Raw genomic sequence first — 24,734 nt, 5'->3', positions numbered from 1 at the left:
CGACGCTGGGCGTCGTCGCACCCTCTGCTCCGGAGCCTCCCATGTCACTCGATGCGCCGACCGTGATCGCCGACCTGCACCGCGCCCTGATCGGGCACGCCAGAGCCCTCACCGCCGCCCCCGACCCCGCGACCGCCGCCGCGCTGGCGACCGCGATCCGCGCCCACCTGACCGCCGAGGACGACGTCGTCTGGCCGATGCTGATCGAACGGGCGGGCGCGACCGTCGAGCTGGCCGGGCTGCTCGACGATCATCGCGCGCTCTACGCCGTGCTCGACCGGATTCCGGCGCTCGGCGGCGGTCCGGCGGAACTCCGCGCGGCCGCGGTCGAGCTCCGCGATCTGCTCGAGGAGCACATCGCCGAGGAGGAGCAGGTCGTGTTCCCGGCCGTGGTGCGGTTCCTCACCGACGCCGACCGGCAGCGCCTCATGGACGCGCTGCTCAGCGCACCGGATGGGTCCACGGCGGCGAGCCACCGTCCCGGCGCCACCGAGCGAGTAGCTCCAGACGCTCCCGCCCGGCGCTGACCCAGTGCGGGGCGCCCAGCAACTCCGCCACGCGGACGGCGTCCCGGTAGTGCCGGTGGGCGGCGTCCGGGTCGCCGAGGTACGCGGCGAGGTCGCCGAGCGTCGAATCCAGTGGGCCGAGCGTGATCGAGCCACTCGACATGCCCGGGAGCAGCCCGGTGTGCGGGAGCAGCGTGCGGTACGTGGAGGCCACGACGTCTGCCGCGTCCAGACCCAGCGCGTTCTCGGCGCGATAGGCCATCCAGAGCAGCCAGTAGTAGTCCGGCGGAACCGGCCAGTCCGGGCGCCAGGCCGCCCGAGCTTCCTCGATCCGACCGGCGTGCAGCAGCAGCCGGGTGTACGGCTCGGAGACCAGGTGCGGCTCCTGAGCGTTCAGCAGGCCGACCGGTTCGACCAGCTCCCGCAGCCGGGCGGCTCCCTCCGCGCCGCCGATCGCGCGAGCGACCGCGTACTGGGTCAGGTTCCCGACGCCGCCCGCGTTCGGTGCGCCGAGCTCACGCAGGTAGGCGATCACGACGCCGTACTCGTTCGCCGCCTCGTCGAAGGCGCCCCGCACCAGAGCCCGGAGCCCGCTGAACATCCGGACGACGCCCAGCGCGAGCCCGAGCTGTCCGGTGCTGGAGTACTCCACCGCCCGGTCCGCCTCGTACTGCGCGGGATCCAGCGTGTCGAGGAACGGCGTGCTCAACGCGACCTGGAACAGGATGTGGTGCCCCTGGACGCGGTAGCCGGTCAGCCCCGCTCCGGACGCGACGTCCCGCAGCTCGGCGCCGACGACGGCCAGCTCGTGCCTCCGGTCGGGAGCGACGGCCACGTAGTACCGGGCGCTCAGCACCCGGCACAGCAGCTCGGGGTCACCGAGACGTCGGGCGGTGGCCAGCGCTTCGTCGCTGCTCCGCGCCGCGAGGTCCGGAGCGGAGCCCTCCACCTCGATCGTGAGCGTGGCGAGGAGGCGGCAGCGCAAGTCGTCCAGCGCGGCGTCGTCGGCGGGCAACGTCTGCAGCACCTTCTCCAGCCCGTCGACGAACGGCTGGTCGACGGTGCGGTTCTCGCGCACGCTCCAGATCGCCGGCGCGTCGAACGACGCGTAGGCCTCGGCCACCGCGATCGGATCACCGAGTTGTTCGGCGACCGCGATCGCGCGGAGCCGGGTCAGCCGGGACTCCAGGACGTTGCCCGCGTACGCCTGCGCGGAGACCAGCGAGCGGAGCAGGTCGAGCCGCAGCCCGGCGTCCGCCTGCCGGTCGTCCAGGTCCAGCGCGTCGAGCGCGCGCCGCAGCAACGACGCCGCCTCCTGATAGGCCGACAGCGCGGACGCCGCCCGGGCGGCGTCGGCAGCCAGTACGGCGGCCCGTGCCGCGGTCGCCGGTGTCGCCGCCGCCAGGGCGTGGTGGGCCAGCCCGGCTCGGTCGCCAGGGTGCACCGATTCGAGGGCGGCCAGCGCACGGCCGTGCAGGCGGGTCCGCCGGAGCCGTGGGATGTCCTCGTAGAGCGTGTCCCGCACCAGCGCGTGGGCGAACCGGACGAGGCCGTTGGATGTGGGCCATTCCGAATTCGGGTGGGAGGGCGGGGGATGTAGGGCGGGAGGTTCGACGAGCAGCCCGGTGACGACGCCGGCCTCCAAGGCGTCCAACACCTGCTCTTCGTCTTCGGACTCCAGCGCGAGCAGCACGTCGACGTCGACGTCGACGCCGAGCACGCTCGCGGTGCGCAGCACCGCGCGGGCCGGGCCGGGCAACCGGGCCAGCCGCCGCCGCAGCACGTCCCGCACCCCGGCCGGGACCGCGTGGGCGGCCGCGGCCGGACCCTCGGCGGCGATCAGCCTGCCCGTCTCGGACACGAACAGCGGGTTGCCGCCGGTTCGCCGCGTCACCAGCTCCACCAGTTCGGGGTCGGTCGGTGCGCCCTGCCGTCGCAGCAGCTCCGCGACGTCGTCCGCGGCCAGCCCGGCGAGGTCGAGCCGATCGGAGTGCGGACCGGCGAGCGCGGCCCAGCACGTCCGCAGCTCGTCGGTCACCTCGGCCGGCCGGTAGGTCCCGACCACCAGCACCGGACGCCCGACCAGCTCGGACGCCACGTGCCGGAGCAACTGCAGCGTCTCGTCGTCGGCGCGGTGGACGTCGTCGAGGACGACGAGCAGCGGCGTCGACCCGCTGAGCGTCGCGAGCAACTCGGCGACGGCTCGCCCCAGCCAGAACGGGGGAACCGCGGACGTGGGCGCGGACGGTTCCTGGCGGAGCAGCGGCGCCAGCCGGGTCGCCAGGTCGTCGTCGATCTCCTCGACGAGGGCCCGCACGACCTCGCTCCACGCCCAGGCCGGTGGGGCGCCGTCGACCTCCGGGCAGCGTCCACGGAGGACCTGCCAGCCCGCGTCGGCCAGCGCGGTGGTGAGCGCGGCGGCGAGCGTGGACTTGCCCGCGCCCGGTTCGCCGCCGACCCAGGTGACGCGGAACTCGCCCGCGGCGGCCCGGTCGGCGGCGGCGGTCAGCCGGGCCAGCTCGATGTCCCGCCCGACGATCAGCCGTGCGTCGGCCATCGCAGAGGCGGGGGGTGAGGGCGCTGCCGACGAGGGCTCCGCTGCCGGGATGGGTGCCGCTGTCGCCGGGATCGGGGCAGCGTCGAGGGACGGGGACTGGGCCAGGACGTCGGCTTCGAGCGCGCGCAGCGCCGGGCCCGGGTCGACGCCGAGCTCGTCGGCGAGCCGCGTGCGGGCTTCCCGCAGCGTGGCCAGCGCCTCCGCCTGCCGACCGGTGCGGTAGAGCGCGAGCGCGAGCAGCGCGACGGCGTCCTCGCGCAGCGGGTGGGCCCGGACGTGGAGGTCGAGGTCCGCCACCGCCTCGGCGTTCCGGCCCACCGCCAGCATCGCCCGGGCGCGCCGCTCGCTCGTGACCCGGCGCAGCTCCTCGAGCCGTTCGGCCTCCGGCAGCGCCCACGGCTCGTCTGCGAACTCGGCGTACGCCGGGCCGCTCCACTGGGCCAGCGCCTGGTCGAGCAGGGTGATGGCGTCGGCCGGATCCGGTGCCGCGGCGGCTCGTTCGAGTAACTGCTCGAAGCGCCAGGCGTCGACGCCGTCGTCGTCCAGCCGCAGCGCGTAACCGGGGGCCGCGCTCACCAGCACCCGGGCCGGGGTCCGCGGGGCACGGCCGGGTTCGAGCACGCGGCGGAGGTGCGAGACGTAGACCTGGAGAGCGGCCAGCGCTTTCGGGGGCGGCTCGCCCTGCCAGAGGTCGTCGACGAATCGTTCCGTGGAGACCACGTGCCCACGCGCACTCACCAGACGGGCGAGGACCGCACGCTGCCGAGGGCTGCCGAGTTCCACCGAGCAGTCGGCGACCTCGGCCCGTAGCGGGCCGAGCACGCTCAACCGGACCATGGGTCCGAAGCCTACGGTCGGTTGCTGCAGGTCGGCGACGACTGTCCGGCTCCTGACTCGCCGCTCGGAGCGCATTTCCCTACCAAACAGGGCCTAGTAGCCGGGCCGCGTCTGTTGAACACTGAGCGTGCGGCCGGAGCCTGCCGGCCCGGGTCAGGAGGTGTGGTGCCCTACGTCTCGTCCGGAATCCGGCGACGCCAGATCGTGCTGGCGGCGCGACGGGTGCTGGAGCGCCGTGGTCTGGCGCGGGCGTCGCTCCGTGCGGTCGCTGACGAGGCCGGGATCGCGCTGAGCACGTTGCAGCACGTGTTCAAAACCCGCGAAGCGCTGTTCCGCGCCGTCGTCGAGGAGATGCTGGTCGCGCCCCGGCACGCGCTGCCTGCGGTCGGCGGACCGGACCAGCGGTTCGGCGACTGGCTGACCGAGGCGTTGCAGGAGCTGTGGCAGCAATTGGTCGGCCAGGAGCCGGGCGCGCAGCTGGCCCGGTTCGAGGTGACGCTGCACGCGGTGCGGGAAGGGCTGGCCGGCAGCCTCGCCCGGTGGAACCAGGAGCGGCGGGAAGCCTGGGTCGACAAGACCGCGGCGCTGGCCGGCTGGGATCTGCGCCTGCCCGCCGAGCAGGTCGCGCGGCTGGTCTCGGCGTTCGTCGACGGGCTGCTGCTCCAGTACCTGACCGACCCGGATCCGGAGCGGGCGGCCGCCGATCTGCGCCATGCCGCCCGCGCCGTGGCCGCGGTGGCGACCGCGGACTGAGTCCCGGCGTCGGTGCCGGAACGTCCCGGGATCTCGGGCGTATCGCCCTGACCGATCAGTCACGCGGCTGATCAGTTTTCCCACCCGCACCGCGCAGAATGAGTTCAGCCGGATGGGACACCCGGCGGCGCAGGCAAGACAGGGTCGGCCCGGTGCGAGGGGTACCGGGCCGACCTCTGTTGTGTCAGCGCGCCGCCACCAGCTCCTGCTCCGGCGCCGTGGTGGGCTCCGGGCCCTCGGTGTGCAGGTCGACCTTCGGCAGCACCCGGTCCAACCAGCCCGGCAGCCACCAGTTCCAGCGTCCCAGCAGGGCCATCGTCGCGGGCACCAGCACCATCCGGACGATCGTCGCGTCGACGGCGATCGCGGTCGCCATGCCCACACCGATCATCTTCACGGTCACGTCGGGGTCCAGCCCGAACCCGACGAACACCGCGACCATGATCAGCGCCGCCCCGGTGATCACCCGGCCGGTCGCCGCCAGCCCGCGCACCACGCTGTTGTGCGCGTCGCCGGTCCGGAGCCAGTCCTCTCGGACCCGGGAGAGCAGGAATACCTCGTAGTCCATCGACAGTCCGAACAGGATCGCGAACATCAGCAGCGGGACCCAGGTCGAGACCGGCACCGCGTGCGGCAGTCCGAGCAGCTCCGCGCCCCAGCCCCACTGGAAGACCACGGTGACCACCCCGTAGGCCGCCGCGATCGACAGCAGGTTCATCGCCGCCGCCTTCACCGGGACCACCACCGAGCGGAACATCACCAGCAGGAAGACCAGCGACAACCCGACGACCACGCTGACGACCAGCCAGAGCCGGTCGGAGAGCAGCGCGGCGATGTCCCGGAACACCGCGGTCAGACCGGTGATCTCGGCACCGTCCGGCAACACGTCCGCGCGCAGGTGGTCGACCAGTGCCGAGGCCCGCTCGTCCTGCGGCCCGTACTTCGGCTCGACCGTGATCACGGCCGCCGTCCGGTCCGGCGAGATCACCGCGGGCGCCACCGTCGCCACCCCCGGGTCGTTCGCGAGCCGCGCGGTCAGGCTGTTCAGCTCGGAGGCCGGGAACTCGGTGAGGTCGACCGCGACGAGCAGCGGCCCGTTCGCACCCTCGCCGTACTCGGCCGCGATCAGGTCGTACGCCTGCCGGGACGTGTTGCTGGTCGGCTGGCTACCAGCGTCCTGCGGCCAGGTCCGCATGCCGAGCATCGGCGTCGCGAGCAGGAGGAGCAGCGCGAGCGCACCCAGCGCCCAGGGCAGCGGACGACGTCCGACCCGTGCGGCCCACCGGCCGGTCAGCCCCGGCGCCGCCGCCGGGGGCGCGGCGTCGACGCGACGCTCCCGGCGCGGAAGGACCCGACGACCGGCCAGGCCGCACAGCGCGGGCACCAGCGTCACCGAGGAGAGCACGACGGTTCCGACCACCAGCGCGGTCGCCGATCCGAACGAGCGATAGACCGGGAGACCGGCGAAGGCCAACCCGAACAGCGAGAGCAGCACGGTCGTACCGGCGACGACGATCGACGTCCCGGAGGTGGCGGTAGCGGTCGCCGCCGCGACACGTGGCTCCAGCCCGGAACGGACACCCTCCCCGAACCGGGTGACCAGCAGCAGCGCGTAGTCGATGCCGACGCCGAGCCCCACCATCGAGGCCACGGTCGGGGCCGTGCCGCTGACATCGGTCACGGCCGCCAGCAGCATGATCGCCGCCGACCCGATGCCCAGCCCGACGATCGCGACCGCGATCGGGAGACCGGCAGCGACGATGGACCGGAACGCGAACAGCAGGATGATCAACGCGGCGACGATGCCGATCGCCTCGGCGACGCCGCTGACCGAGCCGAGGTTCTCCGCCACCTGGCCGCCGTACTCGACCTGCAGACCCGCGTCGGTGGCGGGCTTCGCGGCGGCTTCGAGCGCGTCCAGGCCCTCGGTGCCCTTGAAGTCGGTGACCGGCACCGTGTACGTCACCGAGAACAGCACGGTGTCGCCGTCCGCCGAGACCCGCGGCGGTGACACGGTGCCGACGTGTTCGACGTCGGCCAGCCGCTCCGCGAGCGTGGTGACCATCGCGGGATCGACCCGGTCACCGTGCACGACCACGCGGGCATCGGCGCCGGAGACCGCCGGGAACGCCTTGCGGAGCAGTTCGGTGCCGGCCTGGGACGGCGTGCCGGCGATGTTGTAGTTGTCGTGCATGGTTCCGCCGGCCACACCGGCGAGCGTCAGCGCGGAGACGAGGACGACGAGCCAGGCGGCGATCGTGCGCCACGGATGCGCTGCCGCCGCGCCGCCGACCCGGTAGAGGAAGCGGGACATCGGAAGTACCCCTTAGAAGCGAGATGGTGTCGCTAGGACGGTCCCGCGAGGTACTTCGTGACGACTTGCGGCTGACTTGGCGGCGGATGTCGGCTAGGCGACTGGGCTCAGCCGGTCTTGAACGAGAAGTACGCGGTGCACTGATGCACCTGCTTGGTGTCCCAGTCCATGATGCAGACCTTGGCGCGGCCGCTCGTGCCCTCGGCGTAGTTCTTGTTGCAGACGCCGATCTTGCCGTTGCCCATCGAGTTCGCGCACTGGCCGGTGCGCTTCGCGGTGCCGGAGCCGACCTCCCAAAAGACGACTGCGGAGTGGCCGTCGGCCTTCGTGTCGTACACCCACCAGACGTCGCCGTAGGTCTGGAGACAGCCGTACCCGGCGGCCAGCTTCTTCGAGCACGGCCCGGCGCCTCGGGTGCCGGGCTTGGCGACGGCCTTGTTGATCTCCGGTGCCTTGGGGGCGGGCGCCTTGGTGGGGGCTTTGGTCGCGGGCGCCTTCGTGGGGGCCGGTGCCGCCGGGGCCTTTGTCGTCGGCGCGGGCGCCGGAGCGGCCGGTGCCGGAGCCCTGGGCGCCGGAGCGGCGGGCGCGGCGGTGCCGGGTGGCGCGGCCGGTCCGGTGCTGGGTGCAGCCGTGCCCGGGGCCGTGGGGCTCGCGGCCCGCGCCGACGGGGAGCCGGTGCCGGAATCATGCCCGGCGGCGGCCTGCCCGGCGTCCTCGTCCGGCTCGGTGGCGGGCGCCACCGACGCGTCGGGTGACGTCGTGGACACCGCGCTGAGCTGGGTCGGCTCCGAGCCGGAGCGGACCACGAGCGTCGTCGTCACGCCGACCACGCCGAGGATCACGACCGCGACCGTGACCACGACGGCGAGGAGCACGTTCCAGCGGCGTGGCTCTTCGGAGTGCGGTGGTAACGCTGCGTGCGGTGCCGGTGTGGACGGCTCCGGGGGCACCGACCAGCCCGGTACCGCCCGCGGAGTCGGATCAACTGGCACGGGCGTCACGCTACCTGTCGCTGGTCACCCGTTGCCCAGCCGTTAGCGCGTCCTTAAGGCTCGCGGCGCTCCAACCGGATCACGATCGACTTGGAGACCGGCGTGTTGCTGATCTCCGCGGTGCTGTCGAGCGGCACCAGCACGTTCGTCTCCGGGAAGTACGCCGCGCAGCAGCCCCGAGCGGTGTCGTAGGCGATGACCCGGAAGTCCGGCGCCACCCGCTCGCCGTCGGTGTACTCGCTGACCAGGTCGACGTGCTCGCCGTCGGCGATCCCCAGCGAGGCCAGGTCGTCGGGGTTGACGAACACCACGCGCCGGCCGGAGTGGACGCCCCGGTAACGGTCGTCCAGCCCGTAGATCGTGGTGTTGTACTGGTCGTGCGAGCGCACGGTCTGCAGGATCAGCCGATCCGGCCGGATCCGTATCACCTCGAGCGCGTTGACCGTGAAGTTTGCCTTACCGTTCGCGGTCGGGAACTTCCGCTCGTCGCGCGGCGCGTGCGGCAGCACGAAGCCGCCGGGCACCCGCACCCGCGTGTTGAAGTCGTCGAAGCCGGGCACCACCCGCGAGATCCGGTCCCGGATCGTGTCGTAGTCGCGCACGAACTCGCCCCACGGAAACTCCACCGGTCGCGTCTCGTCGGCCCCGCTCGGCGCGCCCCCCGACTCCGGTCGGCCGCGCTCCGGCGCGGATGCATCCGAAGTCGCTTCCGGCACGCTCCCATCCGGCTCGGCCTCGGGATCCCCGGCCTCCGCCCGGTCCGCCTGCGCGACGCCCGCCGCGGCCTCGGGCCGGTCGCCCGCCGTGGCCTCGGGCCGGTCGCCCGCCGTGGCCTCGGGCCGGTCGCCCGCCGTGGCCTCGGGCCGGTCGGCCTCCTCGGCCTCGGCCCGGCGGGCGATCGCGGGTGGGTTGCCTACCTTGGCCAGGGTCCGCTCGGCGAGACCGCAGACGATCGCGACCTCCGACCGCAGGTGCGGCGACGCGGGCTTGAGCCGCCCGTGCGACGCGTGCACCGCGCACATCGAGTCCTCGACCGTGACGAACTGCGGGCCGCTCGCCTGGTGGTCGTGCTCGGTGCGGCCCAGCGTCGGCAGGATCAGCGCCTGCTCGCCGGTGACCGTGTGCGACCGGTTGAGCTTCGTGGAGATCTGGACGGTGAGCCGAGCGTTCCGCAGCGCGGCCTCGGTCACCGCGGTGTCCGGTGTCGCCGACACGAAGTTCCCGCCCAACGCGACGAAGACCTTCACGTCCCCGTCCCGGAGAGCCCGGATCGAGTCGACCACGTCGAACCCGTGCTCGCGCGGCGGCTCGAACCCGAACTCGTCGGCCAGCGCGTCCAGGAACGCGGGCGCCGGCTTCTCGTAGATGCCCATCGTCCGGTCGCCCTGCACGTTGCTGTGACCCCGCACCGGGCACACCCCGGCACCCGGCCGCCCCACGTTGCCGCGCAGCAGCAGGAAGTTCACGATCTCGCGGATCGTCGGCACCGCGTTCTTGTGCTGGGTGAGCCCCATCGCCCAGCAGACGACGATCCGCTGCGAGCCGAGCACCCGCTGGTGGATCCGCTCGATCACGGCGCGGTCCAGCCCGGTCGCCTCGAGGACGTCGTCCCAGTTCAAGGCCTTGAGGCCCGCCGAGAACTCCTCGAAACCGTGGGTGTATTTCGCGATGAAATCGCGGTCGAGAGCCCCGTCGGACTCCAGCAGCAGCCGGTTGAGCGCCTGGAACAGCGCCAGGTCACCGTTCAGCCGGATCTGCGCGAAATCATCGGCCAACGGCGTCCCGCGCCCCACCACTCCCGACGCCTTCTGCGGGTTCTTGAACCGCATCAGCCCGGCCTCGGGCAGCGGGTTCACCGCGATGATCGAGGCGCCGGCCTTCTTGGCCTTCTCCAGCGCGGAGAGCATCCGCGGGTGGTTGGTACCGGGGTTCTGCCCGACGACGAAGATCAGGTCGGACTTGTAGAGGTCTTCCAGCGAGACGCTGCCCTTGCCGACGCCGAGCGTTTCGATCAGCGCCGAGCCGGACGACTCGTGGCACATGTTCGAGCAGTCCGGCAGGTTGTTGGTGCCGAACGCCCGGACGAACAGCTGATACAGGAACGCGGCCTCGTTGCTGGTCCGCCCCGAGGTGTAGAACGACGCCTGGTCCGGCGAGTCCAGCGCCGCCAACTCCGACGCGATCAGATCGAACGCCGCGTCCCACGAGATCGGCTCGTAGTGCTGCTTACCGCGGGCCAGGAACATCGGCTCGGTGAGCCGGCCCTGCTGGCCCAGCCAGTAGTCGGTCTTGTCGGCCAGGTCGACCGCCGAGTACGCGGCGAAGAAGTCCGCGTCCACCCGGCGCTCGGTCGCCTCCTCGGCGACGGCCTTCGCGCCGTTCTCGCAGAACTCCGCCACGCTGCGGTGATCAGGGTCGGGCCAGGCGCAACCGGGACAGTCGAAGCCGTCCTTCTGGTTGACCTTGGCGAGCGTGAGCAGCGTCCGTCCGGCGCTCATCTGCCGACCCGCGTGCCGTAGCGACTGAACCACAGCGGGAATGCCGGCCGCGTAGTGCTTGGCCGGGGTGACGGTCAGCTCACGTTCGTCGATGTCCGACGTGGGGGGCTTGGTGACCATCTCCGGTACCTCACGATCTCCGGGGCTCGAATACTGATCCTCTACCCGAGCCTAAGCACAGCAAAGCCGGGCTTCCATGCGGCGGAAGCCCGGCTCCGGTTCGACTTAGCGTTCGTCGTCCACGAGGTGGATCGCGGCCTCTTCGGCGCTCGCTCCGGCGCCGTCGATTCCGGCGTCGATCGCGTAGGCCTCGGCGTCCTCGTCCTCGTGGGCGCCCTCGTCCGGCTCCACCAGGCGGCCGGCCCGCTGCTGCGGCGACGAACCGAGGTCCGCCGGAGCGTCTTCGTCCTCGTCGTCGAAGTCCGCGCTGACGTCCGGCTCCTCCTCGGCCAGGAGCTGGTCGAGGCTCTCGCCGCGCGCCTGCTCCGCCGCGGTGGTGCCGAACCGGTCCGACGCGCGGTAGCGGTCACCGGCGTCGACGCCCCGATCGAGCACGTCGCTGCGCAGGTCGTCGCTGTCGAGGCTGTCCGCAGGGTCGAGCACGCCGTCGTCCTCGACGCCGTCGATGTCAGGCCGGGTCTCGCTCATCGCGTCCTCACTTCAAGGGATTCTCCGAGCCGGATCGTACGCCGGGTTCTGAATCGTGCCGCGCGACCTGTTCGTGCAGGCGGGAAAGCCCGTCCAGGAAGGCAGTGAGCGCCAGCTCGAAGCTGTCCCGGTCGATCTCCTCGTGCCCGGCCAGCAGGTGCGCCTGGCTCAGGTTCGGATATCGCCCGACGTACACCTCGACGTCGTCCGCGAAACCACCGGAGAACGACGTCATCGCCGCGCCCACCACCAGGTACTTCGTCGAGGCGCCGATCATCGTCGCGTATCGCGCGGGCCAGCCTGCGCTGGTCAGGCCGCCGTGCACGGCGTCGGCATGACGCAGCGCCTGCGGACGCCGTCCGGGGGAGTGTGCCAGGAACGGCACCAGGTTCGGGTGTGCGGCGAGCGCTTCCCGGTACGACCGCGCCCACACGGTCAGGCCGTGCCGCCAGCCCTCGGAGAAACCGCTGCTGTCGACGCCGGTCAGCACATCGTCGGCCAGGTCGGTGAGCAACTCGTCCTTCGTCGCCAGGTAGCCGTACAGCGACGCGGCGCGAACGCCGAGGTCAGCGGCGAGCCGCCGCATCGACAAGCCGTCCAGGCCGTCGCGGTCGATCATCGCCAACGCCGCCGTCCGGATGCGTTCGCGGGTCAGCAGCGGGCTGCTGGGGCGGGCCATGCCCACCTCCCTCCGTCTTGCCTGCGGTCGCCGGACAGGCTTAGCCTAGCCGTCACCTAACAGTGTTCGGTGACCAGAGTTCGATTGATGGGGGCACCTCATGGATCTCGGCCTGACCGCCGACCACGTCCAGCTCCGCGACGTCGCTCGTGACTTCGTGGACACCGAGGTCGTGCCGCACGCGATCGCCTGGGACCGGGCCGAATCGGTCGACCGCGCGATCGTCGGCAAGCTGGGCAAGGTCGGGTTCCTCGGGCTGACGATCCCCGAGGAGTACGGCGGGTCCGGCATGGATCACCTCGCCTACTGCCTGGCGCTGGAGGAATTGGGCCGGGGCGACTCCGCGGTCCGCGGCCTGGTCTCGGTCTCGCTGGGTCTGGTCGCGAAGTCGCTGCTGGCGTACGGCTCTCCCGAGTTGAAGGCCGCCTGGTTACCGAAGCTGTGCTCCGGCGACGCGCTGGCTTGTTTCGCGCTGACCGAGCCGGACACCGGCTCGGACGCGGGCAACCTCGCCACCCGCGCGACCCGCGACGGGAACGGCTGGGTGCTCAACGGCTCGAAGATGTTCATCACGAACGGCACCTGGGCCGACGTCGCCCTGGTGTTCGCGCGGACCGGCGAGCCGGGCCCGCGCGGAGTGACCGCGTTCGCAGTCCCGACGTCCACGCCGGGTTTCACCCGGCGTGAGGTCCACGGCAAGCTCGGCCTCCGCGGTCAGCCCACTGCCGAATTGCTCTTCGAGGACGTCCGGGTAGGCGACGACGCGGTGGTGGGCGACGTCGGGCGAGGCTTCACAGTGGCGATGTCCGCTCTGGACAAAGGTCGCATGTCGGTCGCCGCCGGTTGTGTGGGCATCGCCCGGGGCGCGCTCGAAGCGTCGATCCGTTACGCGGGCGAACGCACACAGTTCGGCAAGCCGATCGCCGGGCACCAGCTCGTCCAGGAGATGCTCGCCGACGCCGCGGTGACCACCGACGCCGCCCGCCTGATGACCTGGCGGGTGGCCGACCTGATCGATCGCGGGCAGCCGTTCGGCACCGAGGCGTCGATGGCCAAGTTGTTCGCGAGCGAGGCGGCCGTGAAGGTCGCCGACCTGGCCGTCCAGGTGTTCGGCGGCTACGGCTACCTGGACGAGTACCCGGTCTCGAAGTACCTGCGTGATGCCCGAGTGATGACGCTCTACGAGGGCACCAGTCAAATCCAGAAGCTCCTGATCGGCCGTGCGCTGACCGGACTGAACGCGTTCTAAGGAGAATGCCGTGGTCGACTTCGCCTTATCCGATGAGCAGCGTGGCGTCCGGGACTGGGTTCGGACGTTCGTCGAACGCGAGCTGATGCCGCTCGAGCCGGAGGTGCTCCGCCGGGAGCGGGCCGGCGAACCGGGCATGACCCGCGCCGAGATCCGCGCGCTCCAGCTCAAGGCCCGCGAGTCGGGTTTCTGGGGAATCCTCACGCCGGAGGAGTACGGCGGCATGAGCCTCGGCGCGATCACCGCGTCGATGATCGAGGCCGAGCTGGGCCGGACGTTCGTGCCGTTCCGCTTCGGTGGCAGCGCCGACAACATCCTGTTCCACGCGACCGAGGAGCAGAAGCAGCGTTACCTGCTGCCGACGATCGAGGGCGAGCGGATCTCCTGCTTCGCGATCACCGAGCCGGGCGCCGGTTCGGACGCCAAGGCGATCCGGACCTCGGCGCGGCGGGACGGCGACGAGTGGGTGATCAACGGCGAGAAGACGTTCATCACCCAGGGCAACGAAGCCGACTTCGTCATGGTGTTCGCGGTCACCGACCGTACTAAGGGCGCCAACGGCGGGGTGACCTGCTTCCTCGTCGACCGGGACATGGGCTGGAAGTCGGAGCCGATCCAGACGATGGGCCAGTGGGGTCCGGCGGCGCTGGTGTTCGACGACGTCCGGGTGCCCGCCGAGAACGTGCTCGGCGAGGTCGGGTTCGGGTTCGCGCTGGCCCTGCAGTGGATCGGACAGGGCCGGTACCTGCTGCCGTCCCGGGCGATCGGCTCGTGCGAGCGGCTGATCGAGATGGCCGTGGAGCAGGCGAACACCCGCTCGACGTTCGGCGCGCCCCTGTCCGAGCGGCAGGCGATCCAGTGGATGATCGCCGACTCGGTCGTCGAGCTGCAGGCGCTGCGGCTGCTCGTGCTGCACGCGGCCTGGCAGGTCGAGGCGGGGCGGGACTCGCGGCAGGCCCAGTCGATCGCGAAGCTCTACGGCGGCGTGAAGGCGAACGAGATCGTCGACCGGGTACTGCAGATCCACGGCGGCATGGGGTACACGCGGGAGCTGCCGATCGAGCGGTGGTACCGGGAGCTGCGGCTGCTGCGCATCTACGAGGGCACCGACGAGATCCAGCGCCGCACGATCGCCCGCAACGTCCTGAAGGGACACGTCCCGGTCGCCGCGGACTTCTAGAGACGTTGCCGTCGTAGGCACGACAGGAAGCTCCCGCTCTGACGTGTCTTACGACAGCATCGCCCTTCGTGGCCGATAACGATTTTTCCCGGTGGAAGTGGCTGATCGGTGGTCTCGTGGGGTTGCTCGTCGTGACCTGCGTCGGATGCCTCGGAGCCGGCGTCGTCCGGAGCGGTTCCGAAGCGGCGTCGGAGTACGGCGACGAGGGGGACTTCTGCGCCGACGACGACGAGGGGGAGGAGGTCAGCTATCTGCTGTTCCGCCCGGACGGTGGTGCGCTGGTCAGCGTCGCGGGGAACACCGCACGACGCCGGGACCCCGCGACCGGCGAGCGTCGCGGCGATCCACTGTTCACCCAGGATTGCCCGTCCGCGCTGACCTTCAGCCCGGACGGCCGCCTGCTCGCCTCCCATGGCGAGGACAGCGCCGTGCATTTCTGGGATTCCACCACCGGGAAGCCCGTGGGCCCGCCGATCCCGGACGTGCCGGCGCTGGACCTCGCGTTCAGCCCCGACGGGAAGACCATCACCGACGGGGAAGGCGACGGCATCGTGCGCCAGTGGGACGTCCGGACCCGGGAGCAGCTCGGCGCGCCCCTGGCGGCACACGACGACCTGATTTTCGACCTGGCCTACAGCCCGGACGGCCGGCTGCTCGCCACCGCGGCGTTCGACGACACCGTCCGGCTCTGGGACGCCCGGACCAGAAAGCCGCACGGTGCCCCGCTGACCGGCCATCAGGACGGGGTGCTGGCCGTGGCCTTCAGCCCGGACGGAGCGACGATCTACACCGGCGACAACGCCGGGGTCGTCCGGATCTGGAACGCGGCCACCGGAGCCTTGCGCACCGCTCCGATCAAGATCGACGCGGACAACGCTGCCAGCCTCCGGGTCAGCCCGGACGGCCGATACTTCGCCACCGCCGGCACCCGGGGCGCGGACCTGTGGAGCGCCGAGGACGGCACACCGGTCCGCGGGGCGCTCGACGAGCAGGCCGAGGGCGTCACGGTCGTGGCGTTCAGCCCGGACGGAACCACGCTCGCGACCGGCGGGCACCACGGCGACGTGAAGGTGTGGAAACTGCCAGCCTAGGCGAGCAGCGCGCCCTCGCGCTTCAACGTCCGGACGATCGGGTTCGTCTCGATGTGGTTGATCGCCGGGATCGCGGCCACCCGGTTCGTGAGGTACTCGTACAGCGCACCGACGTCCCGGCACACCAGGCTCGCGACGATGTTCGTCGACCCGGTGGTGGCCGCGACGAACGGCACCTCGGGATGCCCGGCCAGCGTCTCCGCGGCCTGCACCAGCGCGTGCGGCGCCACCGACAGCCACATCATCGCCGACATCGCCAGCCCGAGCGCCGGGCCCGGAACGTCCACCTCGAAGAACAGGACGCCGCTCCGGCGCAGCTCGGTCAGCCGACGGCGGACCCTGGTCTCGGACCAGCCGGTGGCCACGGCGAGCTCCGGGAGCCCGGTGCGCCCGTCCCGGGCCAGCGCTGAGAGCAGGGCCCGGTCGCCGGGGCCGAGCTCGGGCACCTCGCCGGCGGGTTCGCCTGCCCACGGCGGTTTGAGCGCGGCCACCTGATCGTCGCTGAGCACCTGGACCTTGCGGAGGAACGACTCGTTCCCGCCGTAGTACATGTGGATCAGCGCGTGCGCGCTGATCCCGACGATCCGCGGCGTCCGGTGCAGCTTCTCCAGCAGCAGTGCGTCGGTGTCGGCCTGAGAGCGCGCCCGGGTGACGCAGCTGATCTCGGTGCCGCCGGACGTCATGCGCACCCACGCGGTGTCCGGGCGCCGCGCCAGCGCTCCGGCGATCGACTGGGCGGCGTCCGGGGTGCACTGCAGCCGCAAGTACCAGGACACCGCGCCGATCCGCCAGGTGTCGAGGTTGCCGACCACGCGGACGCTCTCCTCCGCCCGGAGCCGCCGGTAGCGTCGCGCCACCGTCTGGTCGGAGACGCCGAGCACCTGCGCGACGCGGCTGAACGCGGCCCGGCCGTCCACCTCCAGCGCGTGCACAATCTGTCGGTCGAGTTCGTCGAGCATCCCCACCTCCTGACCTCATCGGCGAGGATATCCGCCGTGATTCCCACGCAGATGTCGAAATCCACCGCGCCACGCTTCCTGAATGGCGGTCGGGCGCAGCGGCAGGAACAGTTGACTCGTGCAAGGGCACCCGCCCCGGGAAGAGGAACGACGACATGCGTAAGTGGATGCCGCTGATCGCGATCAGCCTGGGCACCTTCATGCTGCTGATCGACGTCACGATCGTGAACGTCGCGCTGCCCGACATCGCCGCGGACCTGCACACCGGCCTCGGGGACCTGCAGTGGGTGATCGACATCTACGCGCTCGCGCTGGCTGCGCTGTTGCTCGGCGTGGGGTCGGCCGCCGACCGGTTCGGCCGCAAGAGGGTCTACCTGATCGGCATGACGCTGTTCGCGATCGCCTCGCTCGGCTGCGCGCTGGCGGACAGCTCCACCACGCTGATCGTCGCCCGTGGCATCCAGGGCATCGGCGGAGCAGCGATGTTCGCGACGACGATCGCGCTGATCAACACGGCCTACACCGGCAAGGACCGGGGCATCGCGTTCGGGATCTGGGGTGCGATCAACGGCGCGGCAACGGCGGCAGGCCCGATCCTCGGCGGGCTGCTCACCGAGCACTACGGTTGGCCCTCGATCTTCCTGGTCAACGTCCCGATCGGCGTACTCACGGTCGTGCTGGCGATGCGGGTGCTCGCCGAGTCGAACGACCCGGCGGCGCGGATCGACCCGGCCGGCGTGGTCACGTTCACGCTCGCCGCCAGCGCGGCGACGTACGGGCTCATCCGCGCGGGCGAGGACGGCTGGACCGCGCCGGCCGCGCTGATCGCGTTCGGGTTCGGGTTCGCCGCACTGGCCGTGTTCATCGTGGTGGAGCGGGCCCGCGCCTACCCGATGCTGGACCTGTCGCTGTTCAAGCGGCCCGCGTTCACCGGTTTGATGGTCGCGGCGGTCGCGATCAACCTGTCCGCGTTCAGCGTCATGGCGTTCACGTCGCTGTGGCTGCAGTCGGTGCTCGGGCTGAGCCCGATCGCGGCCGGCGCGGTGTTCGTGCCGCTCAGCCTGGCGTCGCTGGTCTGCTCGGTGCTGGCCGGGCGGTTGCTGCACGACCGGGTCGCGCCGGGCCTGATCATCGGCGGCGGGTTGGTGCTGATCAGCGCGGGTAGCGCGCTGCAGGCGCTGGTCGGCAGCGGCTCGTCGTGGACCGTGCTGGTGCCCGGCCTGATCGTGATGGGCATCGGCGTCGGCACCGTGATGCCGACGCTGTCGTCCGCAGCGCTCGCCGCCGCACCCCGGGAGCGCAGCGGCATGGCCGGTGGCGCGGTGACCACGTTCCGCCAGCTCGGCCTCGTTCTCGGGATCGCGGTGCTCGGCGGTGTGTTCGCCGGCCGGGTCGAGAACACCGTGCGGGACGAGGTTCCGGACGCTCACCGGGTGGCGGAGCTGCTCACCGGCGGGCAGGCGCGGGTCGTGACCGGCACCGCGCCGGCCGAGCAGCGGAGCGCGATCGACGACCTCGTGCACACCGCGTTCGCGTCCGGGCTGCGTTGGTCGTTCCTGCTGTGCGCGGCGGTCGCGCTGATCGGCGCGGTGCTGACGCTGGTCCTCACCCAGCGGCGATCCGCCCCCGCGGCCGAGCAGGCGGTCCCGGCCCCGGTCGGCTGACAAAGGTTGTGCACGCGGAGTAAATCGGGAGCGGTCTCCTTGAATCGGCGCGCGCGCCGCCGATCAGGGGCGCATGCGGATGACCGGTGGCCTGCAGATGAAGCACCGCCTCCTGGCGCTGGGGGTGGGCGGGGTCGTCAGCACGGCGATCGTCCTGGTGATCGTCGGTGCCTGGCAGACGAACCAGTTCAGCGACGACGCCCGCGCCAACGTCTCGACGCTGAGTACGGCCGACCTCGACCACGTCGCCCAGGGCGTCGACCGCCTGACCAGCACCGCAGGTGACGCGATCCAGGCCGAGGTCAACCGCGGCATGACGGTCGCGCTCGCCGAGCTGTCCCAGCGCGGCGGCGTCCGGCTCGCAGACACCACCGCGACCTGGTCGGCGGTCAACCAGACCACCCAGGCCACCCGCACGGTCACGCTGCCGCGCCTGCTCGTCGGCGGGACCTGGCTCGGCCAGAACCGCAACACGAACGTCCGGACGCCGATGGTGGACGACCTCTACGGCATGGTCGGCGGCACCGTGACCGTGTTCCAGCGCATGAACACCGCCGGTGACCTGCTCCGCGTCGCCACGAACGTCCGTACGAAGGCAGGCGCCCGCGCGATCGGCACGTTCATCCCGGCGACCGCGGCCGACGGCACCGCGAACGCCGTCGCCGCCGCGATCAAGAGCGGTAAGCCCTACCGCGGCGTCGCGAAGGTCGTCGACACCTGGCAGGTCTCCGCGTACAACCCGCTGAAGAACGCGTCCGGGCAGGTCATCGGTGCGATCTACGTCGGGACGCCGCAGTCGGAGGCGACCGCGTCGCTCCGGGACGCGATCGCCGCGACCAAGGTCGGCGAGAACGGCGGCGTCACCGTCTACAGCACGCTCACCGCCGACAAGGGACGCGTCATCGCGGCCACCGACCCCGACCGGATCGACGCCGAGGCGCTCGACGACGAGGACGCCAACGGCACCGCCTACGTCCAGGACATCATCGAGAAGGCGACCGCCCTGGATACCAACGAGACCACCAAGGCGAGCTACACGCTGCCCGGCATCGGGGACGACACACCGGCCACGACCCAGGTCGCGATCTCGTACTACGCGGCCTACGGCTGGGCGATCACGGTCGCCTCCTACACACCCGACAACGCCGGAGCGATCAACGACATCAACTCCGGGCGGCGCGCGATGCTCTGGGCGTTCGTGCTCGCCGCCGTGGTCCTGGCGGTGGTCGGGGGCATCATCGCCTGGATCTGGGCCCGCCGGATCTCCGCGCGGATGGAAACCCTGACCGACGCGATCGTCGGCCTGTCCCGGCGTGACCTGACCGTCGACGTGCCGGTGGGCGGAAACGACGAGATCGGGCGGATGGGCGGCGCGCTGCGCACCGCGATCACCGAGCTCCGCCAGCTGCTCGGCGGGATCAGCGAAGCGTCCAGGGAGGTCACCGGCGCCGCCGGCCGGGTGTCGGCGGCGGGCACCGCGCTGGCCGGCTCCTCGTCCAGGGCGTCCGACCAGACCGGCGAGGCGACCGCCGCCGCGTCCGCGGTCAGCGACAACGTCCAACTGGTCTCGGAAGGCTCCGAGCAGATGGGCGCTGCGATCGCTGAGATCACCACGAACGCGCAGGAAGCCGCCGCGGTCGCGCGGGAGAGCGTCGTCCTCTCCCAGCAGGCTGGGAACGTGATCGCGAAGCTGGGTGAGTCCGGCACCCGGATCGCCGAGGTGGTCAAGGCGATCAACGGGATCGCCGAGCAGACGAACCTGCTCGCGCTGAACGCGACGATCGAGGCCGCGCGGGCCGGGGAGTCCGGTAAGGGCTTCGCGGTGGTCGCGAGCGAGGTGAAGGACCTCGCTCAGGAGACCGCGCGGGCCACCGAGGACGTCACCGCCCGGGTCGAGGAGATCGCCGACGACACCCGGCACGCGGTCGCCGCGATCGAGGGCATCTCGACGTCGATCGGGCGCGTCAACGACTTCCAGACCGCGATCGCCGCAGCGGTCGAGGAGCAGACCGCGGCCACCGGCGAGATGAGCCGGAACGTCAGCGTGGCCGCCGACCGCAGCAACGAGATCGCCCGCAACCTCGGCGAGGTCCTGATCACCGTCGACACGACCAGGGACGCGGTGCGGGACTCGCAGCAGGCGGCCGAGGAACTCAACGGCACCGCCCGGCATCTCACCGATCTGGTCGCCCGTTTCACGCTCTGACACCGGTAGGTCAGATGGGCGAGATTGCCGATTCGTCGGACGAGTTCCAATAGTCAGAATCCCTGTCGTTAGCCCCCGATAGCAGGGAGTACAACGACGTGCTGACGATTCGAAAACCCGCCCGCCGATTAGGACTGATCGGCAAGCTCACGCTCGCGCTGGCTCTCGCAGGCGGCAGCATCGCGGCTGCCCCGAGCGGCGTTCAGGCTGCGGACGGGCCGTACTGGAGGGGCCCCGCGCCCACCGAGGCCAGCGTCACCGCGACCACCGGACCCTTCCGCGTCACCGAAGCGCGCATCACCGGCGCCCGCGGTTTCGGCGGTGGCCGGATCTACTACCCGACCGACACCAGCCAGGGCACGTTCGGCGCGGTCGCGATCTCACCCGGCTTCACCGCCTACTGGTCCAGCCTCGACTGGCTCGGCCCGCGCCTGGCGTCCCAGGGCTTCGTGGTGATCGGCATCGAGACCAACACGACGCTCGACCAGCCGGCGCAGCGCGGTGACCAGCTGCTGGCCGCGCTCGACTGGGCGGTCTCGAGCAGCCCGGCCGCGAGCCGCATCGACCGCAACCGGCTGGCGGTCGCCGGCCACTCGATGGGCGGCGGTGGCACGCTCGAAGCGACGCTGGACCGGCCGTCGCTGAAGGCCGCGATCCCGCTCGCACCGTGGAACCTCACGAAGAGCTGGACACGGCAGCGCGTCCCGACCGTGATCATCGGTGGCTCGTCCGACACGATCGCTCCGGTCTCGTCGCACTCGGAGCCGTTCTACACGTCGCTCGGATCGCCGGAGAAGGCGTACCTGGAGCTGCGCGGCGGCAGCCACTTCTTCCCGCAGACGCCGGACGACAACGTGGCGAAGGTGATGATCAGCTGGCTGAAGCGGTTCGTCGACGAGGACACCCGCTACTCCCAGTTCCTCTGCCCCGGCCCCGGTGGTCTCGGGATCTCCGAGTACCGGAACACCTGCCCGATCTGATCTGCAGGTAGATCAGGTAGATCAACGGTGGCGGTCGCCCGATCAGGCGGCCGCCACCTGCTATTTCCTGGACGCTCATCGGAAGAGCGGTGCGACGCGGCGGGCGTACCGGGGGCCCCAGATCCGCCGGTACAAGAACCACAGGATCTTCGGCTGGTCGGCCCACACCTGCTGGAGGATCGCGTCCGGCACACCGTCGGCCATCCACGGCACCAGCGCACCGAGTTCCTTGAACGAGCTGTGCGCGCTCCGGAGCTGCACCTCGATCGCCTCGAAGTCGTCGTGGCTGAACACGCGGTGCATTAGCGGGATCGCCGCGGTCTCCTCGTGCGTCATGTGGGCGTCCACCGCGCTCCCGAGCGTGGCTACGGCTGCTACCGCGGCACCGCGGTTCTCCTCGGTGGGGGAGGCCACCAGCGCGGCGTAGGTCGCCCGGGCGGCGTCGATCGCGCTGTCCAGGCCGCCGTGCTCGGCCTCCATCGCGTCCAGGAGCGGGTGCTCCTGCGGTGCCCGGCGCCGCATCTCCGGCCAGATCAACTCGTCCTCGCCCGAGTGGTGCTGGTGCAAGGCGTGCAGCACGTACTCGAGGTGACCGTGCAGGCCGGTCAGCCGGCGGGAGTCGGTCAGCGTAACCGCTCGGGTGGCCGCAACCAGGCGGCTGAAGTCACGACGCAGCGCGTGGTGCATCAGGTACATCGTGTCCATGTTCAGCGGACCGGGTGCGGCGGCTGACTGGCCGGCCAGGCGGATCTGCGGACGGTTGTCGGTGGTGACGGCGGTCATCGTGTTCTCCTCGGCTCGCTCGATGCTCCGAGGATCGGCCGCCGATCTTGTCGGCCACTTTCGCCGGACTTGGCGACTCCTGTCAGCTACCCGACGCCGAGCGCGCCGCGCCGCTAGAGGCGCACGATCCGGTGCGCCCGGTCCCGGGTCGCCGCGACGACCTCGGCGTTCCGCTGGTCCGTGCCGTGGCTCCACGCCCAGGCGGCCTCCGGGTCCTTGCCGAACGCGACGTGACGCGCGACCAGGCGCTCCAGGCGGACGTCCTCGGTGACCTCGACGTACCAGGCCTCGTCGAGGAGCTCACGGACGGCGGCCCACGGCCCGTCGTCCACCAGTAGGTAGTTGCCTTCCGTCACGACGAGCGGAACCGCGGCGGGCACCGGGATCGCACACGCGATCGGTTCTTCGATCTCCCGCGCGAAGTGCGGCGCGTACACCAGGCCGTCGGCCGGGTCGCGCAGACGGCGGAGCAGCGCCACGTACCCGGCGGCGTCGAACGTGTCGACCGCGCCCTTCCGGTCGCGGCGCCCCAGCCGGAGCAGCTCGGCGTTGGCCAGGTGGAAGCCGTCCATCGGCACCAGCACGGCGTTCGGGGCCAGCGCCTCCACCAGCGCGGCGGCCAGCGTCGACTTGCCCGCTCCGGGCGCTCCGGTGAGCCCGAGGATGCGCCGAGGCCCGGAAGCCAGCGCACGGGCGTGCGCGAGCAGATCGGCCGGGATCTCCGGTCCTGCGCTGCCCGCCAACCGGAAACTCGTCGTCACAGCTGCTCCAGCCACGCTCGCGGCCCCGGGACCGAGCACCGCAGCGCGGCGATCGGGGCGGCGGAGCTCAGGGCACCCACGAACGAGGAACCGCAGGCCAGCGCATGGGCGAACGCGCCGTGGAAAGCGTCGCCTGCGCCGAGGGTGTCGCGCACGGGGACAGACGGTACCGGTACCTCCCCGGAGCGCCCGCCGGACCACCACAGCACCGGATCCGGCCCCCGCGTCACGGCCACGTGCGGGACGCCGAGCTCGTGCGGCGCGACGCCGTCGGGAGGCCGGAACACCGCCGAGCACACCGCGTAGTCGACCAGCGGCAGTAACTCCGGGAGCACCGGCTTCCAGCTCCCGCCGTCCAGCACCACCGGCGACCCGGCCCGCGCGGCGGCCAGCGCGAGCCGCGGATGGTGCCCGTCGACGAGCACCACGTCGGCGTCCGAGACCCAGCCGGCGAGCGCGGCCGGTGGCTCGGCGGGGTGGCCGGCCCAGTACGCACCGGCGTTGATCGAGGAGACCTGCCGGTCGCCGGTCGCATCGACCACCTGGATCGCCGAGACGGCAGGCGGCACGGTGACGTCCGGCGCGACGTCCCGCACGGTTACGCCGTGCCCGGCCAGCTCGTCGGCGGCGAACCGGGCCAGCGGGTGGCTGCCGAGCGCGGTGACCAGCGTGGCGTCCCCGCCGAGGCGGGCGAACGTGACCGCCGCGTTCGCGGCCGGACCGCCCGCCGCGATGTCCTGCCCGAGCGCGGTCACCTTCTGGTTCCGGCCGACCGGCCGTTCCAACCGATGGACGACGTCGACCGTGGCGATCCCGACGAACATCCCAGTCGCCATGTATCGCAGCCTATGGTGCGCGATTGAGCCGTTCCGGCCGCAGGCCGATCCCGACCATGCGGGCGGGAAGCACCTGGAGCGCCGGGAACCGGCGCAGGAGCCGCAGTGGGAACGGCGCGGTCACCGGACGGTTGCCGGCGAGCAGCGGGCGGACCACCGCGGACTGGGCCGCGCGCTGGAACAACTGCGTGCCCACGGTGGGGAACGTGCGGCGGCGCTGGACCTCGGCGAGCACCGTGCTGGAGAGCCGACGCTCGCGCAGCGGGTCGCGCAGGATCCGGGCGGCGGCGACCGCGTCCTGCACGGCGAGGTTGATGCCGACGCCGCCGATCGGTGACATCGCGTGGGCGGCGTCGCCGATCAGTAGGGCACCGGGAACGTGCCAGCGCTCCAGCCGGTCGACCTTCACGGTGAGGATCTTGACCTGCTCCCAGTCGGTGATCGTGTCCACCCGGTCACCGAGCGCGGGGACGAGGTCGGCGATCGACGCCCGGAAAGCCGGCAGCCCGGTGGCGACCAGCTGCTCGTAGCCGTCCTTCGGCAGCACGTACGCGATCTGCCAGTAGTCGCCGCGGTCGATCGTGATCAGGATGCGGCCCGCGCCGTAGTGGGCGGTCAGGCCTTCGCCGTCGGAGTCGCGCCGGGGGAGCCGGAACCAGGCCACGTCCATCGGCGAGCCGAAGTCGCGGGAGCGCAGGTTCAGCGCTCTGCGGACGGTGGAGTGGCGGCCGTCGGCGGCGACGGTCAGCCGGGCGCGGATGTCCCCGTGCTCGGCGGTGCGGACGCCGGTCACGACGCCGTTCTCGCGAATTACGTCGGTGACCTCGGTCGAACGGAGCAGCGTGAACGTGGGGTACTGCGCCGCGTGCGTGGCGAGCATCTCCAGCAGGTCCCACTGCGGGACCATCGCCAGGTAGGGGTGGCGGTTCGACAGGCGGGAGAGGTCGGCGAGCGGCCAGGCGCCGTCCGGTAGGTCGACCGACAACCGGGTGACCGTGCGGGCGGGGAGCTGGTCGAACTCCTTCTCCAGGCCGAGGTCGGCGAGCAGGTCGAGGGTGGACGGATGCACGGTGTCGCCGCGGAAGTCGCGGAGGAAGTCGTCGTGCTTCTCGCAGACGACGACGCTGACACCGTCCCGGGCGAGGAGTAGACCGAGTACCAGGCCGGCGGGGCCACCGCCGACGACACAGACATCAGCTTCCATCGCCGCGCTCCTGTTCGGTGGGGTACTAATTCATCAC

General features: G+C 71.7%; 19 protein-coding genes. 8 read left to right on the top strand and 11 right to left on the bottom strand.

Annotation, left to right across the window (positions count from 1 at the left end; genetic code table 11):
• The first annotated feature begins 41 nt into the window (after nucleotides 1–41).
• Entirely contained in the window at nucleotides 42–527 is a 486-nt protein-coding gene (locus BUB75_RS08045) for a hemerythrin domain-containing protein (protein WP_073253635.1), read from the top strand.
• Here BUB75_RS08045 and BUB75_RS08040 read toward each other — a convergent pair.
• The gene (locus BUB75_RS08040) at nucleotides 442–3,900 is read right to left on the bottom strand and encodes an ATP-binding protein (protein ID WP_084740480.1); all 3,459 of its coding nucleotides are present in this window, start codon (nucleotides 3,898–3,900) and stop codon (nucleotides 442–444) included. The two genes, BUB75_RS08045 and BUB75_RS08040, sit on opposite strands and share 86 nt — an antisense overlap.
• Before the next feature lie 165 nt (nucleotides 3,901–4,065).
• Between BUB75_RS08040 and BUB75_RS08035 the strand changes: the two genes are divergently transcribed.
• Nucleotides 4,066–4,653 (top strand): TetR/AcrR family transcriptional regulator, encoded by a 588-nt coding sequence (locus BUB75_RS08035; RefSeq protein ID WP_073255129.1) that lies wholly within the window; start codon nucleotides 4,066–4,068, stop codon nucleotides 4,651–4,653.
• 184 nt (nucleotides 4,654–4,837) lie between these two features.
• Here the strand turns inward: BUB75_RS08035 and BUB75_RS08030 are convergent, their stop codons facing one another.
• The 5 genes from BUB75_RS08030 to BUB75_RS08005 all read right to left on the bottom strand — a co-directional run bounded on the left by BUB75_RS08030 (nucleotide 4,838) and on the right by BUB75_RS08005 (nucleotide 11,784).
• Nucleotides 4,838–6,967, bottom strand: coding sequence for an MMPL family transporter (locus BUB75_RS08030; protein WP_073253629.1), 2,130 nt, complete (start codon nucleotides 6,965–6,967; stop codon nucleotides 4,838–4,840).
• Between the two features lie 107 nt (nucleotides 6,968–7,074).
• Nucleotides 7,075–7,959, bottom strand: a complete 885-nt coding sequence (locus tag BUB75_RS08025) for a hypothetical protein (protein WP_143175078.1) — start codon at nucleotides 7,957–7,959, stop codon at nucleotides 7,075–7,077.
• A gap of 53 nt (nucleotides 7,960–8,012) precedes the next feature.
• The gene (locus tag BUB75_RS48070) at nucleotides 8,013–10,577 is read right to left on the bottom strand and encodes an FdhF/YdeP family oxidoreductase (protein ID WP_084740475.1); all 2,565 of its coding nucleotides are present in this window, start codon (nucleotides 10,575–10,577) and stop codon (nucleotides 8,013–8,015) included.
• Nucleotides 10,578–10,682: 105 nt separating this feature from the next.
• Entirely contained in the window at nucleotides 10,683–11,105 is a 423-nt protein-coding gene (locus BUB75_RS08010) for a DUF5709 domain-containing protein (RefSeq protein ID WP_073253623.1), read from the bottom strand.
• Nucleotides 11,106–11,112: 7 nt separating this feature from the next.
• On the bottom strand, nucleotides 11,113–11,784 hold the full coding sequence (locus tag BUB75_RS08005; RefSeq protein ID WP_073253618.1) for a TetR/AcrR family transcriptional regulator: 672 nt from the start codon (nucleotides 11,782–11,784) through the stop codon (nucleotides 11,113–11,115).
• Nucleotides 11,785–11,884: 100 nt separating this feature from the next.
• On the opposite strand from BUB75_RS08005, the gene BUB75_RS08000 reads away from it, so the two are divergent.
• The 3 genes from BUB75_RS08000 to BUB75_RS07990 all read left to right on the top strand — a co-directional run bounded on the left by BUB75_RS08000 (nucleotide 11,885) and on the right by BUB75_RS07990 (nucleotide 15,304).
• On the top strand, nucleotides 11,885–13,033 hold the full coding sequence (locus BUB75_RS08000) for an acyl-CoA dehydrogenase family protein (protein WP_073253614.1): 1,149 nt from the start codon (nucleotides 11,885–11,887) through the stop codon (nucleotides 13,031–13,033).
• A 10-nt stretch (nucleotides 13,034–13,043) separates the two neighbouring features.
• Nucleotides 13,044–14,213 (top strand): acyl-CoA dehydrogenase family protein, encoded by a 1,170-nt coding sequence (locus BUB75_RS07995; protein ID WP_073253610.1) that lies wholly within the window; start codon nucleotides 13,044–13,046, stop codon nucleotides 14,211–14,213.
• Nucleotides 14,214–14,281: 68 nt separating this feature from the next.
• Nucleotides 14,282–15,304: a WD40 repeat domain-containing protein gene (locus BUB75_RS07990; protein WP_073253606.1), complete on the top strand. Its 1,023-nt coding sequence runs from the start codon at nucleotides 14,282–14,284 to the stop codon at nucleotides 15,302–15,304.
• On the opposite strand, the gene BUB75_RS07985 is transcribed toward BUB75_RS07990, so the two are convergent.
• On the bottom strand, nucleotides 15,301–16,263 hold the full coding sequence (locus tag BUB75_RS07985; RefSeq protein WP_073253603.1) for an Lrp/AsnC family transcriptional regulator: 963 nt from the start codon (nucleotides 16,261–16,263) through the stop codon (nucleotides 15,301–15,303). The genes BUB75_RS07990 and BUB75_RS07985 overlap by 4 nt on opposite strands.
• A 155-nt stretch (nucleotides 16,264–16,418) precedes the next feature.
• On the opposite strand from BUB75_RS07985, the gene BUB75_RS07980 reads away from it, so the two are divergent.
• The 3 genes from BUB75_RS07980 (at nucleotide 16,419) to BUB75_RS07970 (ending at nucleotide 21,113) form a co-directional block, all read left to right on the top strand.
• Nucleotides 16,419–17,927 (top strand): MFS transporter, encoded by a 1,509-nt coding sequence (locus BUB75_RS07980; protein ID WP_073253599.1) that lies wholly within the window; start codon nucleotides 16,419–16,421, stop codon nucleotides 17,925–17,927.
• Between the two features lie 97 nt (nucleotides 17,928–18,024).
• Nucleotides 18,025–20,133, top strand: a complete 2,109-nt coding sequence (locus BUB75_RS07975) for a methyl-accepting chemotaxis protein (protein ID WP_218617368.1) — start codon at nucleotides 18,025–18,027, stop codon at nucleotides 20,131–20,133.
• 101 nt (nucleotides 20,134–20,234) lie between these two features.
• Entirely contained in the window at nucleotides 20,235–21,113 is an 879-nt protein-coding gene (locus BUB75_RS07970; protein ID WP_425430872.1) for an alpha/beta hydrolase family protein, read from the top strand.
• Between the two features lie 75 nt (nucleotides 21,114–21,188).
• Here BUB75_RS07970 and BUB75_RS07965 read toward each other — a convergent pair whose 3' ends face one another.
• The 4 genes from BUB75_RS07965 to BUB75_RS07950 form a co-directional block, all read right to left on the bottom strand.
• Entirely contained in the window at nucleotides 21,189–21,896 is a 708-nt protein-coding gene (locus BUB75_RS07965) for a hemerythrin domain-containing protein (RefSeq protein ID WP_073253588.1), read from the bottom strand.
• Between the two features lie 113 nt (nucleotides 21,897–22,009).
• Nucleotides 22,010–22,657 carry a nucleoside/nucleotide kinase family protein gene (locus tag BUB75_RS07960; protein WP_218617367.1) on the bottom strand — a complete coding sequence of 216 codons (648 nt, stop codon included), beginning with the start codon at nucleotides 22,655–22,657 and terminating at the stop codon, nucleotides 22,010–22,012.
• A complete protein-coding gene (locus tag BUB75_RS07955; RefSeq protein WP_073253585.1) occupies nucleotides 22,654–23,493 on the bottom strand; it encodes a PfkB family carbohydrate kinase in 840 nt (279 codons plus the stop codon). The genes BUB75_RS07960 and BUB75_RS07955 overlap by 4 nt, the downstream gene beginning before the upstream one ends.
• A 10-nt stretch (nucleotides 23,494–23,503) precedes the next feature.
• A complete protein-coding gene (locus tag BUB75_RS07950) occupies nucleotides 23,504–24,697 on the bottom strand; it encodes an FAD-dependent oxidoreductase (protein WP_073253583.1) in 1,194 nt (397 codons plus the stop codon).
• Nucleotides 24,698–24,734 lie beyond the last annotated feature (37 nt).

Source organism: Cryptosporangium aurantiacum, from assembly GCF_900143005.1.
Taxonomy (GTDB): domain Bacteria; phylum Actinomycetota; class Actinomycetes; order Mycobacteriales; family Cryptosporangiaceae; genus Cryptosporangium; species Cryptosporangium aurantiacum.
The sequence above is the reverse complement of the archived record's forward strand: the minus strand, read 5'-3'. Positions and strand labels throughout refer to the sequence as shown.